Annotated in this window: 9 protein-coding genes and 1 pseudogene; all 10 read right to left on the reverse strand. The window is 54.3% G+C overall.

Annotated elements, in window-relative coordinates; all coding sequences use genetic code 11:
* Window positions 1-135: 135 nt before the first annotated feature.
* The 10 genes and pseudogenes from LAO21_22305 to LAO21_22350 all read right to left on the reverse strand — a co-directional run bounded on the left by LAO21_22305 (window position 136) and on the right by LAO21_22350 (window position 16,185).
* Window positions 136-438, reverse strand: a complete 303-nt coding sequence (locus tag LAO21_22305) for a type II toxin-antitoxin system RelE/ParE family toxin (GenBank protein ID MBZ5555451.1) — start codon at window positions 436-438, stop codon at window positions 136-138.
* 567 nt (window positions 439-1,005) lie between these two features.
* Window positions 1,006-1,737 carry a metallophosphoesterase gene (locus tag LAO21_22310; GenBank protein ID MBZ5555452.1) on the reverse strand — a complete coding sequence of 244 codons (732 nt, stop codon included), beginning with the start codon at window positions 1,735-1,737 and terminating at the stop codon, window positions 1,006-1,008.
* Window positions 1,738-2,013: 276 nt separating this feature from the next.
* On the reverse strand, window positions 2,014-4,119 hold the full coding sequence (locus LAO21_22315; GenBank protein ID MBZ5555453.1) for a DUF262 domain-containing protein: 2,106 nt from the start codon (window positions 4,117-4,119) through the stop codon (window positions 2,014-2,016).
* A gap of 144 nt (window positions 4,120-4,263) precedes the next feature.
* Window positions 4,264-6,348, reverse strand: coding sequence for a UvrD-helicase domain-containing protein (locus tag LAO21_22320; protein ID MBZ5555454.1), 2,085 nt, complete (start codon window positions 6,346-6,348; stop codon window positions 4,264-4,266).
* 47 nt (window positions 6,349-6,395) lie between these two features.
* Complete coding sequence (locus LAO21_22325; GenBank protein MBZ5555455.1) at window positions 6,396-7,355, reverse strand: hypothetical protein; 960 nt, start codon at window positions 7,353-7,355, stop codon at window positions 6,396-6,398.
* Window positions 7,352-8,707, reverse strand: a complete 1,356-nt coding sequence (locus LAO21_22330) for an ATP-binding protein (protein ID MBZ5555456.1) — start codon at window positions 8,705-8,707, stop codon at window positions 7,352-7,354. The genes LAO21_22325 and LAO21_22330 overlap by 4 nt, the downstream gene beginning before the upstream one ends.
* Window position 8,708: 1 nt before the next feature.
* Entirely contained in the window at window positions 8,709-9,560 is an 852-nt protein-coding gene (locus tag LAO21_22335; GenBank protein MBZ5555457.1) for a site-specific DNA-methyltransferase, read from the reverse strand.
* A 13-nt stretch (window positions 9,561-9,573) separates the two neighbouring features.
* Window positions 9,574-12,368: pseudogene (locus LAO21_22340) on the reverse strand (site-specific DNA-methyltransferase).
* 2 nt (window positions 12,369-12,370) lie between these two features.
* Window positions 12,371-13,129 (reverse strand): PDDEXK nuclease domain-containing protein, encoded by a 759-nt coding sequence (locus tag LAO21_22345; protein ID MBZ5555458.1) that lies wholly within the window; start codon window positions 13,127-13,129, stop codon window positions 12,371-12,373.
* Window positions 13,126-16,185, reverse strand: a complete 3,060-nt coding sequence (locus tag LAO21_22350; protein MBZ5555459.1) for a DEAD/DEAH box helicase family protein — start codon at window positions 16,183-16,185, stop codon at window positions 13,126-13,128. The genes LAO21_22345 and LAO21_22350 overlap by 4 nt, the downstream gene beginning before the upstream one ends.
* Between the last annotated feature and the right edge of the window lie 1,358 nt (window positions 16,186-17,543).

Here is a 17,543-nt window from a genome sequence, read left to right on the forward strand (position 1 = left end):
CATGAGTCTCCTCACCTGCTCGTCTGTGGTAATCACCGGCCCTCCTTGCACTTAAAGGCCGTCAGATTACCAACTTCCGAGCTTCGGGACCCGGTCAATGTAATTGTCGTTGCCGGTCAATGTAATTGTCGCTGATCAGGCCTGCGTCGATTTCTTCTGGAACGCATGGACCACCCAGATTTCGTCAGCGAGCTGCACGGCGTAGACCACGCGGAACGCATCGCCGTGGAACGGCAGTGCAATCTCGAACACGCCTGAGCCCAGGCCGTGCATCGGCTTCGCAATGTCGGCCTTTGCGCCTTCGGCAGCAATCGTCAAGGCCGTCGAAAAAAGGGGACAGACACCTGTTCTCATAGAAATTTGAATATTGCTTGAAAAGAGGTGTCTGTCCCCTTTTTTAGCCCTGATCCACGAAACGGGCCGTGTTTTCCGAATCATTTGTCGCCGCCCGGCTCATAGTGCTCAAAGAGGGATGTTGTCATATATGACAACACTTGTCAAGGCCTGCCATCGAAAATCGTACATCAGGGAGATCACTCGGCCAAAATCAATTCATTCCGTTGAAATGCAGATTCAAAGATACGACCCCCATTGACACGGTAGCACATCGAAATTCGAGTCTTGTATTCCAACTTTGAACCCCTGGCCGCCGTGGCGCATTGGTCCGTGATTTCCGTTCTTCGACTTGGAACTCCTGGCCGCCGTGGCGGGTTGGACCTTGGACTTTGAACTTCTTTTTATTCTGCGTCATCCTCGAAATCTGTGGATGAAACAATTGTCGAATGTCGGCACCTCACCTGAAAGTCCTGGATTTCCGTTCTTCGACTTGGAACTTTGAACTTGGAACTTGGAACTGGTCTCCCCTATCCCCTAAAACCTTCGCGCCGCCGCGGTGAACATCATCTGATGTCCGACTTGGCGGATTGCCAGTCGCGATGGGACGAATCGGTCTACGGGGTCAATACTGAGGCTGAAAAGGGAGGTCTAAGCGTGAAAAAGGCCATCTTATGCAAGGTATCTTCTTTGTAAAGAGAAGTTAGCTTGGTCCGACCCCATTATTTTATCCCAAGTGATGAGATTCGCGATCGCTCTCTTCTGGCTTACTGAACTGCAGACCTTTGAACGAAAGAAGTTAAGCTCTCCAAGGCGAGCCGTTCTATCCCATAGCGAGCCGCTAAAGTGTTCCGGATGATCGTGACCGTGGAGGACCAAGACTGGGTGATGACTTGCTAGCTTCCTTATGGCACCCCCAAGCCGTCTGGAATCGGTCTCGTCGGGCCATCTATGTGAAAGAATCACGACGGCTGATCCTGCCGCCTTACAAGATAGATCTAAGCCATCCAACTGCTCTTTGATTTCAAGGCAGTCCTTCGAGGTATTTAATCCAATAAATGTCAAGTCGCCAAGTTGCTGGACCCACGGTGTCTTGTGGGTCCACTGGTACAGCAGGTTAAATGTCTCATTGCGATCATGATTCCCTGGAACTGACAATTTCAACTTCTGGGGCCAATCGTTCCATGTTGCGGGTACTTGGGTTGTCATACCGGACGCACAATCACCAGTCAGAGCAATGACGTCTGTGTGTTCCTGAGAAATGGCAAGCGCTTCGAGCCGTCTCATCGTCTCACTTTGTGCGTGCGGGTCTGATATATGGAGAATTGTGACCATAAATGTGCAGTCGTTGGAACCTAACACTGCCGACAGGGCATTTAAGCGTGCTGCAAATGGAGGCGTCAAACTGGGTCCTGGCTACTGTTACCCCTTTCTTGTTGAAGAAATTGGGGACTGCTCCAGCGCGCAGAATTGGATTTGCTCCGAATGGAGGCACCCCCGCCGAAAACCCAAGAATGAGCCGATAAACTGACCCCGATTAGAACAGGGAGTTTTTCGGCAAAATAGATTTTGGAGATGCGACGCCAATCTGTTTTTCGAAGGATGCCACCAAGAGTCTTCGGCCACAAACTGGCCTGCTGGATTGGGAGGAGTTTGCGCATCCTCCAAATCGTCATGTTGTTATGTCATACCAGGAGACACAGGAGCCGCTAGGGTTTTTCTGAACCAAAGAATCGCGGCCTCTCCTCTCTTCTGGTCAATAGGATCCATGTCACGTGCATGGCCCAAAGGGTTTCGATAATTCTTTAGTGCCAGAAAGTGGGATTTCAAGTCCTCGCGGCTGCCGAATCGATCTGTGAACAGCTCCCAGTTCTTATCGATGATTTTATGGTAGTCCATAATGTCAGCATACTGGAGACGAATGAGAGGATCATCGATCCGAGTGATTACTTTGGAACGATTACGCTCGTTAATTCGCTCCTTGACAGTGTTTTGCACATCGCCTGGCACTGCGCTCTTCCAATAGTCTGCTCCAAGTTGACAAAAGAGAATCTCGTGCACGACTCGACGGAGCTTGACTTCGATTTCGTCAACAGCAAGACGCGCCAGGTCACGAGGCACTGGAGCGCCAGAGTCATAAATATCTCCCTCGCCGACAGCCTTCAGGATTTCAGCCCAAATCAGTTCGGTTCTTTGCTGGAGGAACGCATCGTAATCGTCATCCCAGATAGGTGAATCAGGACCGCACGGAATTAGGTGTGAACGTAATGCCGTTTCGAAGATTGGGCTTTCGCCATTGGTATCCCTGAAGTCCGCAAAGTACTCAGAGGGCGGTCGGTCTTTGATCTTATTGTTTAAGTCCGCCGGCAGAAAACAGAAGTTTGGCAGGAGATGAACCTCTTCGACTTTGCGCTTAAGCCCCTTCCTGAGGAAATTCTTTGGAAAAATGTGGTGAGCATTCGGGTCCTTAATTTCGCTGAAGTGGTCTTTGGCAAGAGATATGTCTGTCCCCGTAACAAGGTGTTTTGGCTTGGCTTGAGCGAAAAGGCACAAAATCGCATTTCGGGCCGCTCCGGAAGTGCGGTTCATTCTCATCCTCCGGATTTCGTCCTTATTGACCGTTAACGGATAGTTGGGCAGATCTAGTTTGCCGCCAATGAGGTCTCGGAAGCCCTTAGTATCGTTGGCCATCTGTGAAGTTTGAGACTTCGCATATCTTTCTGAGAACGCAGACCGCCAAAACCATCTATCGATCCATGTCTTATGTTCAATTGGGACATTTGTTCCGTGCTCTGAAAAATAGCAAGCGAGAACTGCCAACATCGCATCGTAAGGGATCATAGCCCGTCTGATGACCCCATAGTTATCGCGCATCCAGTCGATTGCGTCACCGAGCGCCTTCGAAACGAGGGGCCAGAGTTCCTGCACCTTCCCGCTCGTGAGCTTAAGCTCGTGCTCTGTCTTGCATTGGCCAAAGGCTACAAGCGACATCGCCTGTATGAACGTGATCGGCTCTACTCTTCCGAAGTCAGTACGTTCTTCGATGCGCTTATTGAAGTCCCTGACCGAGGTAGCCAAATCGAATGCTTCGGACCAACAGTTGGCGGCAACAAGCTCGAACCGCGTAAGGCGTTTTCCGCCCTGGTTAATTCGTTGGAAGACATCGACTGCATCCTCCAATTCCAAATCGAAGACCCTGACTACAGAAAAGGGATAGGTTCTAAAGCGCTCGCGAGCTAGTGATACTGTGTCCTTTTTTTCGCGGGGCAGCTGGTCTCGAATGTCATCATAGATTCGCGTGTTGTCGCACAAAATGTCACGGAGCGAAACATATCTCAAATTGTCTGGGTCAATCTCGTCAAAGACTCGAATCAGCCGGCGCTCTTCGGGATCACCGTTTTCGTATTTGGCCGCTCCGTCGATGTCGAGACAGATACGCGCATAGTCATTATTATTGATGATCGTACCTTTGAACGTTGCCCAGATGGAAGTCACGCGTTGCTGACCATCTAGGATAAAGAAGAGTTCCTGATCTGGGGATGGTGGAGGGAGTGAAAGGCTCCTAATGTCACGAAATAAGGTTACATATTCACGGCTGGCTTTCCAATAGAAGAAACTGCCAATCGGGTAGCCCTTATATATGCTGTCCACAAGGTCGATGACCTTTGAGGGGCTCCACACGAACTCTCGTTGGAATGGCGGCAATCTAACACGGCCATTCTCGATATCATTCATAAGTGTAGAAAAGTAGTACTTGCCAGGATCAATCGGCTCGCGTTGCGGCATTTATCTCCGCCTCCTTCATTAGCTGAATTTCAGTTCTCATGGTCCGGTCGAACGGGAACATACGCCTGACCGCATCTAAGTGCAAGGCACTGTGGAGCCTTCAGTGCTGGGGGCTCCCACGAACCCCGGAAGTCGCTGGATTCGTCAAACCCGCATATCATCGAGAAACTCCGAGCCCGGATCGACACTCGTGACAAGCAGGTGGTCTCTTGCCCGGGTACAGGCGACGTAGAGCAAGTGGCGCTCAGTGTCATAAACCTCCTGCAGATCGGCGTCGTCGCCGACCGTCTCGATACGTTCCTGCAAGGGAATTACCTCGTCATCGCAGGCCATCACGACCACGGCGCGAAACTCCAAGCCCTTGGCGAGGTGCATGGTGCTGATCGAGACGTGGCCGCTGGTGGTTTCGACATGTTCATCGAGAATCTTGAAAGGCATCGAGGCTTCCTTGACGGCAGCGCGCGCTCGGTCCAGTTGCGCTGCAGATCGGACAAACACGCCAAACTCATGTGGCAGTACACCTTCCTTGGCCCGTTCCACAATCCAATTGCCGACCGTCTTGATCTCCTCGCTATCGTTTTTGAGGGAGCGAATGGTCGGCGGAGGACCGTTGAACACTGAAACCGTATCACTCCGGTCCTCACTGTTACCATCCACGTCGGTCACGACTGGATCCAGCAGGTGATCCGCCTGCGTGCGGATTTGATGGGAGGTGCGGTAATTGACCCGCAAGTTGCGGGACCGACCCCGTATGTCCACACCGAGGGATTTCCAAGAGAAGGGCTGTTGAAAGATGCGCTGGCCCAGGTCGCCCGCGAAGAATAGAGCGTTGGGTCGACCCCCACCCAGGGCGGCAAAGAACTGTATATGGGAGACGCTGATATCCTGCGCCTCATCCACGACCGCGTAGTCGAAGACCACCTTCTTGTTCTTCGAAAGGGCGACCGCCAATGAGCTGAAGAGTTCTGCCCGAGTGATCAGCTTGCGGGCTTTCATCCCGGAGCGAACACGCTCGAAGATGGACCATAACATTTTACGCTGTGCTTCCGGGAGCCGTGTCTTGCGGCCGAGGCGCACGACATCGCGATACGCCTCCCAGTTTTCCAACTGCCACGCATCCACGACCTGTTCCCATTCGGTCAAGAGAAAATGCGGGCTGAACTTATGGCCGCCTACGGCCTTAGCGGCCTCCTGCACCAGCTCGCGAAGGACTTCACGAGTGGCAATCTTCGCCGGCCCGACGTGCGCCTTGTAAAGTCGAAGACCGAGCGCGTTGAGGGAATGAATATCAATCCGCTCTGCGAGACGCGGCTCACTACACAACAGCCGTTTCAATTTTGTTTGCAGCGCATTGGCGAGCGTGTCGGAGAAAGTCGTCAACAGGACGCGTGCATCGGGATATGTGCGCGCTAGATGGGCCGCCCGGTGCAAGGCAACAATGGTCTTTCCGGTACCCGCTGAGCCGGAGACTCGCGCCGGCCCAGTATAGTTGTACTCCACCCATTGCCTTTGCTCGGGGTGCAGGAAGACCGTCCACTTCTCCCAGGGAAAATCGAGGGCGCGCTGCAGTTCCTCCACATTCGTCATCACCCGGAAGCGCCGCTGGGCGTCGGGATGATCAAAGGGATTCACCGGCATAGCGGGCTGGGGCACCCGAGCTTTTCCACCAGTAGCCAGTTCCAGCAGCGCCTCCGACGCCTCGGCGGGCAGGTGGTCGGTCAAAGCCAGGAGCGTGTCCTCAGTTGCCTTCTTGACATCATCAAGCCATTCGCCAGGCACGCCGTAGCCGAGCAATTCGTCGTCGGTCGCGCCAGCGAATATGGGCTTCTTTTCAGGGGTCAGTTTTGGCGCTGGGGGGAGTTCCTTCTGCACGTAGACCGGGACAACAACCTCTTTTACCGTCTCGCGAATCTCGACGAACTGCGCCGCTCCGGTTTTGGGATGCGTTTCCAGCCTGCGCCGCTCCGCCCATTCATACGCCTTGTCGTGATGATCAACGTAGCAGAGCAGGAGGCCCGCGTCTGTCCTGTGAATAATCAGCCGGATGTCACCGCTCACCCTTACCGACCAGAAACACTTGTCCTTCGCTTTATCGAGCTTGTGAAACTGCATTCCGGGATTGGCTGGGTTAAGCTGCAAGTCGAACGCCGTCGTCTTGACGACCTTCTGCTCATCACCCGTGAGGCGGCCAAGGCTGTCGGTGAAGGTGTCAGCGATCCTGAAGTCCATCAATGCATACCTTTCCTCGGACACGCCAACATGCAAAGCATCTGCGGTTAAAGGAGCATCTCCGTGTAACCGGGGTAGTATCGGTAGATTGCGCTATAGTCCTTCACGTCGGCCGATTTCATTTCGAATGCAGATGGCGACCAGTTTTTGCGGCACGGCATGTTATGATCCAGGTAGTGCCTCTCCCTGCGTGTCACCAGTGGTACCCGGATCAAAAATGGCTCGTCGGTGATGTTGTCACGCATGAAGAAGAGATCTTTCCTGTTTAGCGACCTGATTCGCCGTTCATCTTCCTCTCCGCCAATCATGCCGCCCACAGATAGCATCCGATGTCCATCGGCGTACAGGAACGAAAACATTCCGATAAATGTCGCGTCGCGCTCCCGCAAACCTTCGTCGATAACAGCCTGCAGGATACGAGCATTCGTCTTAGGTAATGCATCTCGGGCAAAATCTCTCCTAGAGATGCCGTGCCAGAAGTGAGCCCCGGCCTCCTCCCTATAGTGCCGCATCCATGTTGTTGGATTCCACTTTGTTAATCCATCCTCTGGCCTTCCCGGTGGCTCAACATCGACCGTGATCAGCAGAATGGATCGAACGCTGAGCTGGGCAGTGGCCAGCTGAACGGTGTCCAGAAGATCCTCAGTGAGAATTGAATCAAAATCAAGCCAGAGAATGTGACGTCGTTCAGAAGACAGGCGAGAGATCTGCGCGGACATGTCGTCATGCACGACGTTGATCAACTTGTACGGGCAGTTGAAATCAACGCGTTTCTCGATATCCCTATCCCCTTCGACGCTGGTCATCCGTGTCAAACCCAAGTATCGGTGAAAAAGGGCGAAATCCACAAAGTAGATTGATCCAAGCCCGGTGTATTCATAATTCGAGATTGAGTAGCCAAGGTCACGAAGCTCTTGCAACGCGTGCAAGAGCATCCTTCGCTCCACCTGCTTGGCAGGTCTGAATTCATAGTGAACCTTCTCATGGCTCTTGCCGATGGGACTCATTTCAGGCCCTCCTGACGAAGAAAGTAGTCGAAGGTATGCTCGCCGATTGTCGACGCTCCCATGCGAGGCTTCCGCAGGTGCTTCCGGACCTTTTCCAAGTCTGAGACCTTCGCGTCGTACTGCACTCGAACAGTTGTTTTCACTTTCTGCTCTTTCGGTGCCTCGATCTCGAAGGCTGAACCTGCTTTACGTACGAGGTTTGCGAGAGTGGTCGGCTTCATTTGCCTGGCGATCTCTCGTTCGATGGGCTCTTGATCTTCATCGCTCGGATACTTCCTGTTACAGAAGCTCAGAATCGGACGCGCAAGGACAGCCATCCGAGAGATCGCCTTCCTATACACTGCCGATTCCCTATTGACGCCTCGTTTTGTCGTAGTCCAAGGAAGCTCCAGTGCATTCTGCGACTCGAAGAACACAAACCCAATGAACGCAGTGAACTTGGGTACCCAGATAGGCATGGGTTTGACACCCCATCCCGTGAGTTCAGATGTGTCAGCCATGAGAATAACGCGTCCGTTGCACGCGACGTACCATCCAGAGTTCTCTTTCGTCGGTCTTTCGGTACTGACACTGGTGAGAGTAGCAAATATACGAACCTTCACGCCGTCCTGTTTGAATTCCTCGTATGCCGTCTGTCCTTTACGGGGTTTGCCAACGGGAATGCTGAATGGCTTTACATCCATGTTGTTAATCGAGATTCTGAGATGCTTGCCAACCAAGAAGGCATATACGCGGCTAATGGCCGTCGGCAGATCTCTTTCAAAGCTGTGAGAAGACAGAAGCTCAGCGACCTCCTTCTTTAGGTTCGATACGACTATCTCCGTGCCCGCCTGTTTCGGTGTTCTTGCAGCAGGGACCTTTGTTAGCGGAATGGTCCAATCCTCCATCTTGGCGTCTTTCTTCATCCACTCCGCTACATCCAGCATACACTTGAATCCGTTATTAACGGTTCTAGATTCGATCTCAAAGTTATTCCCCATTTTGAATAGCGCACGCTTCATGCCCACACCGTAGACGCCCAAGTACTCTTTTGACCGCGCCTTGCTGTGTCCGAAATTAAAAACGTCGTCCAGCGCGTATTTATAGTCAATTCCACCGCAGTTATCGCTGATGCGGAAGCGTTGCGCGTCGAACTCCACTCGAACCTGTGGCCGATCTGCTTCACGCGGCGCTCTGTTCGACTGTTTTCCGAAGATGTCATCTGAGATCGTGTGCATCTGTAGACGACCAGTCCGCGCCAACCCGTCAACGCAATTGTCGATAAGATCCAACACACAGTCCAGTAATGGGATGTCGCGCGTGAACATCTCGATGAAAAAGCGCTTCTTGGGATGAGCATTAGCAAGCGGCATATCAGTTCTTCCCTTTCTTTAAGACATAATCTTGAACTCGTGCACACATCAGTTCGCAGTATTCTCGTTCGCAATCGGATGCGACAAATCGCATTCCTGCTGACAGAGCAGCCAGAACCGTGCTGCCTGATCCCGCAAACGGATCCACAATCAGACCTCCTGTCACGCCGCTGATTGTGATCACGCGTTGTGGGATCAACAGGGGGAGTTCGTTTGCAACGCGGGTCTTAGCGTTTCGATGCCTGACAGGGCTGACGTCGTCCCAAATGTCGCTAAGGTTGATACCATTTTCAACAAATTGTTTGTAGCCACCATAGTCACGGAGATCTCTCTTGCACCTCGCACACATCGGCTTGGGAACCTTGGGCCGGTTAAAGACTGCTGGGTCGCCTTTTGTATAGTACAGAAGTGCATAGTGAGCTGGGTAAAGGTGATTACCGCGCACAAAACTATTCTTCATGGATATGGCTATCCAATGTCTGAAGTGTAAGTACTGCTCTAAATATGGGCTTAATAATATGGCCCACTTAGGGATATGGTAGAGATAAAGTGCTCCACCATCCTTAAGTATCTCAGCACTGCGCGATATGACCTTCCTCATGTACTCTATGTACTCAGATTCTTTCCTTCGATCGTGGCAACTGCCGTTCTTGCCGTACTGCTTTCCAAGGTTGAAAGGCGGATCTAAGAAGACGATATCGGCACAGTCGTCACGTAAGGAGTTCAGAACCCGGAGAGCATCCGCGCAAACAATATCGCCCCATGGATGTAGGTAAATAGGATCGTCACACTGTTCCCGCCACCATTTCTGGGCCGAGCGTTCTAAAGAAGATCTGTGTGTTTGTTTTGTCATAGTTGTTAAGTGCTTAAACCTTGAACACCTTCATTACCTCATCACCGAGGTGGTTGATTACTTTTACGGCAATCCTTCCGCTCTCGGGTTTCTCGAACGGTCTTGACGTGTCGCTGTGCAAGGTGGACCAGGCTTCTTCATTGATCTCGCTTTGAGCGTAGTCTTGAGCGCGCTGTAAGGGTCGTTGGCGCCCAAGAAATAAGCGTGGCGGACGAAGAAGCTTTCTTCGTTGTAGTCGGTGTCGACGAACCAGCAGGCGATGCCGTCGGCGCTGTCGCTGATGACTTCGCCAGTTTGGGGTTTGAAGACGTCCACGCCGTTGACCTTCACGCGCAGCTTGCCGTCTTTCTCCGTCGACAGGGTGATATCCGGCTCACCGAAGATGACGAACAGATTACCTTTGGCGGTGCTCTTGAGGTCTTCGGCCATGTGCAGGTCGGCGTTCATGCGGGCCTTGAGGACGGGGATGCCACCCAGCTTGTTAAACTCTGTCGTGTGCGCCTCGTAATTGAAAGCGCAAGCGATCAGTACATCGAACGCGGCATCACCGGCCTCGCGAGCGGCCTCAACAAGATCAACGCGCTGGACCGTGCCGAACTCTGGGCCGATTAAGATGGCGGCACGTTTTTCCGTTTGGATTTCCAGGTAACGACCTTCAGCGCAGACCAGATCGCCGGGCCAAGGGACAAGGCCCGTGAAGGTGATCCGATCTTCCTTGTGTGCCTGCTGCACCCCAGCGATCTTGAGGTTCTCCAGGATCATTTGTGCGAAATCCTTCTTTTGACCATAGCCGAGTTTCGCCTCAGCAAGGTTGTCGATCAATTCGTCGTTCTCATCCACACCCAGCACACGGTGAGGACTGAGGCTCTCGACGGTGAAGGGACCAGCCACGCGGACCTTCTTGTTATCGGTGTACGGTTTGTCGTAGAGGTATTCAAACTCGGCCTTGGCGGCGATGGATGCGTCGATCTCCTTTTGTCGGGCGATGCGAGCCTCCCACCAGTCGGCATGCAACTTCTTTACTGCGGCTGTAGGCTCGGTGCCCTCACCGGGCGTGGCCCCGGAATTGGTTGTTGTCCCGCCGCCGCGTGGGGGCACGCGGCCTACACCGCTCAATTCGCGCGGGATTTCCCATTCCTGCCAATTCGTGCCGAGGGCCTTGTTCAGCAACTCGCGCAACGTCTCCAGCCTCCCTTGCCAATGGTCCCAGATGACATCGATCTCCGCGTTATTGGCGATGGACTTGAGCGTGATGTGCGGAACGCGTTCATATACGAAGCCGTGACGGACGTTCCCATGCACGGGCTGCGAACTCGGCGCAATGCGCATGATTTCGGCTTCCTTTATCTGGCCGTCGCGGGAATCGGCCAGAACGTAATATGGATACCGGGCACCCATGATGCGGGCACGGGCAAGCGCCAGTGCCACGCGGGAAGTGTCAATCGTGATCCAGCGGCGGCCCCATTGTTCGGCGACTGTGGCGGTGGTGCCGGAACCGCAGGTCGGGTCGAGCACAAGGTCGCCGGGGTCGGTAGCTAGAAGAAGACAACGCCCAATGATGGATGTCGAAGTTTGAACAACATACACCTTCGGATCGGATCGACTTTGGACCGCACCACTAATGTCGGCCCATAGGTTGCCCATCGCACCATATCCGAAGTCATTTTGTGATCTTCGGTAATTAAGCTTGCCCTTCTTTGTTACCTGAAATCGGTCTGCTTTCCCCAGGCGAATCAGCCCCGTTTCTTTTGTCTTGAACGTGCCCTTCCCTGGAGTGAATTCCTGATCAAACCATCGGAACTTTGTCACGTCTCCTTCGCCTGCTGGCCGTGAGCTTGTCATGTTATCCAAACGGTAGAGAGATCCGTCTAAATACTCTGAAGTGTAACGCCCTTCTGAATCCTCACTTCGACCTGAATATAAGGTGCGCGCCTTGGTTTGGTCTTTGCGTTTAGCAAACCAGAGAACGAAATCACAAGTGGCTCCGAGCAAGGTATTCCCCTCGCTGGTCGTCTTGCGAACCGTAATTTGGCTGATGAAATTACTCTCCCCAAACACCTCATCCATCACCGCTCGGACGCGATGGACGTTTTCATCGCCGGTTTGCATGAAGATAGAGCCGGAATCGGTGAGGAGATCGCGGGCGACGGTGAGGCGATCACGAAGGTAAGTAAGGTAGCTGTGGATGCCATCGCGCCAGGTGTCGCGGAAGGCTTTGACCTGCTCCGGCTCGCGCGTGATGTGGTCGGCGTTACCGTCTTTCACGTCGCGGCTGGTGGTGGACCACTGGAAGTTGCTGTTGAACTTGATGCCGTAGGGCGGATCGAAGTAAATGCATTGCACCATCCCGCGCAGGCCCTCACGCTCGGCAAGGCTGGCCATGACTTGGAGGGAGTCGCCGAGGATCATGCGGTTCGACCAATTCTGGTCGTGCTGATAGAACTCAGTTTTGTCCACGCCTTCGGGGATACCGTTGAAGTCGGCAAAGAGGTCGGTTTGGTGGCCGGACTCTTGAGCCCTGCTCTCTTTTGTTTGACGCAGGAGATCGTCAACGAGCACCTTGGGCTGTACTTTCTCCTGAATGTAAAGAGGCGGCGCGTGGACGACGAGGTCGCTCCAGTCCTGCTCATCCTTGCCGCGCCAGACGAACTGGGGATCGAGGTCGGTGTTGCGCGGGTAGTGGACCATCTTCGGGCTCTGCTGCTCCTTTTCAAGCACGGACTGAAATTCCGCGGTGGGGATGTTTTTCCGCTTGTCTTTGTCGTGCTTGAGGGTTTCGATGGTCTTGGTGGTGGATTTCTTGGCCATAACTATTTCTCCGGAGGCATGACATCGCGAACGGCATCCTCCAGTTGTCTGGCAGTGGGCAGGCGGCCCTTGAACCTGGCAGGGAGCCTGGACTGGAGCTGGTATTCGGCGACACCGATGGGATTGGTTTTTGTTTTGAGAGCGAATTCAACCTCCACGTCGTCCTTCTCGGCACAAAGGATAATTCCAATGGAGGGTTGGTCCCCCGGACCACGCTCCTTATCGTTTAAGAGGACATTGCGGGACCAACCGAGCTGCGCCGTGGCACGGAGGTAGTAGAGGCGGGCGGCGGGCGCGATCAGTTTGTCAAGGATGAGCCGGTGGTGGCCCCAGGGAATTTCTGCGACAAGTTGCCGCAGAAACTCAGCGGCGGCATCGCTCGCTTCCAAATTGGCCACAGCTTGTGGCCAAATTGAGGTCCTGTCCGGTGAGAGACTGGTCGGCAATTTGCCGACAGCCTGTCGCCAAATCTCTTTATCTGAGTAAGCAAGATAGAACCGCTTCATATCCCGCAGATTGCGCGATGAAAAACCGGTTGCGAGTGGAAAGGCGTCCTGCAAATCGGACGAAAGTCGATCAATCACTGACTCGCCCCAGCCGGCTGCCTGTTGTTTCTCCACGATACCCCGGCCAATGTCCCAGTAAAGCAAGATCAGCGCGCGATTGACAGCGCGAGCGGCAGTTGTGCGGGCATGAAGGATGCGCTGCTTCAGAGCCGCGAGAAAGGCGGGGTAATCTGGGTGCGAGAGTGTCCTTGTCATGGCCGGGAAACCTTCTCGATCAACTTGTTGAATTCGCTTTCAACCTTTGCCTTGAAATCAGCCTCGATCTGATACATCTCGGTGAACTCGGCGAAGGCCCAGCGGCCATAGGCGCCGAGATGATTCACCCCGGGCACCCAGTAGGTTTCCATCGTCGATTTTTTTTCTTTCGCATCCTCGCGGCGATAGCCCTTGATCTCGACCACAAGGTGCAGCGGGTCGTCAGGGCCGTGGCCGTCATCCACGACGACGATGAAATCGGGCAGATACTTCCGCGTCTCGGAGCCGTACCGATAGGGCACTTCCAGGCCGAGGCTGTGGTTCTTCGTGTAGGCAAGTACTTTGGGATGCGATTCGGCCACGCGACAGAACTCGGCCTCCCAATCGCTGTCGAGCACGACCCAGTTGATATGGTTCTTTGGCGGCGGGCCGCTCGTGTCCCAGCGGTCGGCGCGCGACGTATTGAACCGGATGTACGAGGTGGATCCGGTTGGATTGTAGGGATCAAGCGACGCCTTGATGGGTCGCTCACCGAGGAATTGGCGGGTTATTGCTGCGGTGATGCGGTTGCAGGCCATGTCGGCCAGTTCCTGGTACATGAGGAGGGCCGGATAGGTATCGCCTTTACAGACGAGGCAGGTGTCGAGCCATTGTTTGGTAATGCGCTTAAGCTGGCCGAAGAGGTGGAGCTTAGGCTCCTCGCCGGGGTCGCGCCACTTCGTGTACAGCAGCCGCTGGGTGACGTGGAAAACGAGGCTGGAGGGCCGCATGTCGGCCAAGTGCTCCAGGGTCATGTCCACCCCCTTCCCGATGATGCCGGAATTCCGCGTGATGGAAGGGCCAACAAGGTCGGGTGTGAGGACAAGAACGGAATCCTCATTGAAATCCGCTGTCAACCGTTCCTCCGGCAGTTCCACGCGGTAGCCTTCGACGCGCGGAAATCGTATTTCCAGCTCGTCGCGCTCGGGCCGCACGGCCTTGACCTGAACCGTCTCTCGGGGCGGCTGGGGTGGAGCAACAACCGGCTTGGCGGTAAAGTCGAATGGAATGCCGAAGACATCGGCGTATTCCACATTGAAAAGCGTTTCTTCATTGAGCTCGTAAGACTGCCGACGCAGCGCGCGACCAATGACCTGCTCGCACAGGAGTTGGGTGCCGAAGGCGCGAACGCCGAGGACGTGAGTGACCGTATTGGCGTCCCATCCTTCTGTGAGCATGGATACGGAAACCACGCACCGGATGGCGCCGCCAAGCTGGCCCGGTTTTCCAACCGTATTCATGACCTCGCGGAGTAATTCCTGATCGCTGATGTTATCGCCGGCGCGAGGATCGCCAGTACGTTCCACGATCTCACGGCGAAAGCGTTCAATCTCGTCAGCGGCCATGGCACGGAAGTTGTCGTCAAGCACATCGCCCGCTTCGAGCTGCTCGCTGTCGATGAGGATCGTGTTCGGGCGAGGGAGCGGATTGCCGGTGTTCTCGTCGAAATTGCGGAACAATGCAAGGCGTCCGTTCACCAACTTCGGCAGTCGGTTCTCGTTCTTTTGAAAGAATCCCGAAACGTAGTCATAAACAAGTTTCGAGATTGCGGTGTTTTGGCAAACAATAATGAAACACGGAGGGGCCTTCATGCCACCTTCTTCCCAAAGGCGGAAGGTCTTCTCGTAGTGGCCGTAAAGGGCTTGGAGCGCCGTCTGCAATCGCGTAGGGAGCTTGAGCGGGTCGAGCTCCCCACCCTGGCGACGCCCTTTCTTGGGCATATCCTTGCGGATGTTTTCCCAGAGGTTGCGGAACATCGGCATTTCGTCCCCCGGGATGTTTTCTGCCACGGGGACGCGCGGCAGTTTGACGATGCCGCACTCGATGGCATCCATGAGCGAAAAATCGCTCATCGTCCATGGAAATAGCGTGCCCTCGACCTCGCCGGAGCCACGAAGAAAGAACGGCGTTGCAGAGAGGTCGATTACGCGGCTGACGCCCAGTTTGCGCTTCACGGTTTCAAGGCCGGAAATCCACAGGCGCGCGGCCTCGTTGTTTCTTTCGGCCTCTTTCTTTTCATCGCCTTTCAGATCCTCGTCGTATTCGGACTCAGGTTTTTCTCGATAACAATGGTGTCCCTCGTCGTTGATGACGAGGATGTTCTTCATGCCCATTAAGTCGGGCATCACGCGTTGAACCATCTGCCCCTCGGTCTCCTGTGTGTTGAGCTCATCCCCAGTACGACCTTGAAGCAAGGCGCGGCCGCCCGCGGAAAGCTCCATGCGTTCGCGCGGTTTGAAGGCGTGATAGTTGGTGATAACGATCTTTGCGTCCTTCAAATTGTCGAGTAAGTCGCTGGGGACAAGTTCCCGGCGACCGTAATAGCTGTCGGGGTCGTTGGGCTGGAGGACGCGCAAACGGTCCTTGATCGTCAAGCCGGGGGTGCAGACGAGAAAGCCCCGCGTGAAGTGCTTGCTCGACGATCGGCGCATAGCATTAACCGTCTGCCAAGCGATGATCATCGCCATTACCGTGGTCTTGCCGGTGCCGGTGGCAAGCTTTAAAGCAAGACGCATCAACTCGGGGTTGTAGGCTGCATTTGCGGAAGCGAGATGTTCAAGCAGAAACTTGCCCCTCTTGGACTGGGGCGCCACCTCAGTGAGCCAGATTAGGGTCTCCATCGCTTCCACCTGGCAGAAGAACGGCCGTATATCGCTGAACGCGTGATGCCGCCAATGCTGGAGAAGTCGGACCGTCTCCGGCGTGACCTGCCACTGGTTGGGACTGGGCAAAGAGCGCCAGGTGTCTACATGACTGCGTACTTCATTGATGATCGGAGTGGGGTCGTATTGCTGTGCCTTGGTCGAAAGTCCCTTGCCCTCATTAAAAACAAGTTCCTCTTGGGCGGCAGAATGCTTTCGCTTCTTCGGCTTCGGGATTGGAGTAATGAACTCGGCGTGGCGACGGAATTCGAGGATCTTTTGCGTGGGTTGTCCGTGCACATCCAGCTCCCAATGCCGGGCAGGGCTGGCATAAGGGGAGTTCAGGATGGGGTGATCAAAGAATGGGTCAGCCATTGGTCGGTGTGGGCTCCATTGCCTCGGTCACGGTGATCATGCCACAAGCGCTGGGGGGATAGCAGGAAACAGAAATTGCGCTGGATTCAATTGGGAGTTTGATGGCCTGACCCCGAAAAGACCAACAACAATGATTCTGCTTTGTTATGTTAGCCCCCCATTGCCCGCTTTTGTCACACAAGAAGACATGCTTCCCGAGGAACAGCCTGAGCTACGAGTATGGAAATTAGGGGAATTCTCCCCCGGGGAAATTCAGGAAACGACTACCGTCCGGCGATGAGTAGACCACGAATGCCGAACATTTGGCAATTATACTCGGATGGAAATAATTAGGAACAAAAAATTAGGAGTGAGGGATTAGCCGAATTATCTGTGAAGAAGAGACTCGTATCGTCAAATACCTCTGATACCAAACCTGTTGTCTCCAATTCATTCACTAACTGCATTTCACTTAAGGCTTCAAATATCATCACGGAGGGTACTGTGTCTCTTCCAAAGATCAAGATCAGCCGCGATGAACTCTACGAAAAAGTCTGGACTACTGTAATCCACGAGCTCTCAGCGGAATTCAGCCTCTCCGACGCGGGGCTTGGGAAGGTTTCCTGGCGTCACCAAATTCCAGTCCCTGGACCGGGGATATTGGGCCCGGCTGCAATCCGGACAACGCCTCAAGCGCCCTTCCTTGCCTGCGAATGCCGAAGCGAGATTCAACACCATCGAGGTCTTCCCAAGCGAACCGTGGCCACCGATCCGGGAGACCGAGCAAGAGAATTAATTTGCGACAGTCCCGCAGTAATTGCCACCCTCGTCCGAATTTCTGCAGTTTCAGACCGGTGAAGATCTGAGGGACCGGATTCAGCAATTCATCTGGCACCCCTCCGGGGCTCAACCCCCGGGAGGGTAAAGGGGCGGCGTTCGGTTCTATTCGCCGCGGCGAATGCCATCCCTACGGGATTGGGCGTTGGCGGGTTCAAGATTCTTGCCGAATCCCACGATTGGTAAGGACCGGATTCAGCAATTCATCTGGCACCCCTCCGGGGCTCAACCCCCAGGAGGGTAAAGGGGCGGCGTTCGGTTCTATAAATATGCCATCCCGACGGGATTGGGGGTTAGCGAGTTCGAGATTCTTGTCGAATCCCACGATTGGTAAGGACCGGATTCAGCAATTCATCTGGCACCCCTCCGGGGCTCAACCCCCGGGAGGGTAATGGAGCGGCGTTCGGTTCTATAAATATGCCATCCCGACGGGATTGGGGGTTAGCGAGTTCGAGATTCTTGTCGAATCCCACGATTGGTAAGGACCGGATTCTCCAATTTATCTGGCACCCCTCCGGGGCTCAACCCCCGGGAGGGTAATG

This window comes from Terriglobia bacterium, from assembly GCA_020073085.1.
Taxonomy (GTDB): domain Bacteria; phylum Acidobacteriota; class Terriglobia; order JAIQFV01; family JAIQFV01; genus JAIQFV01.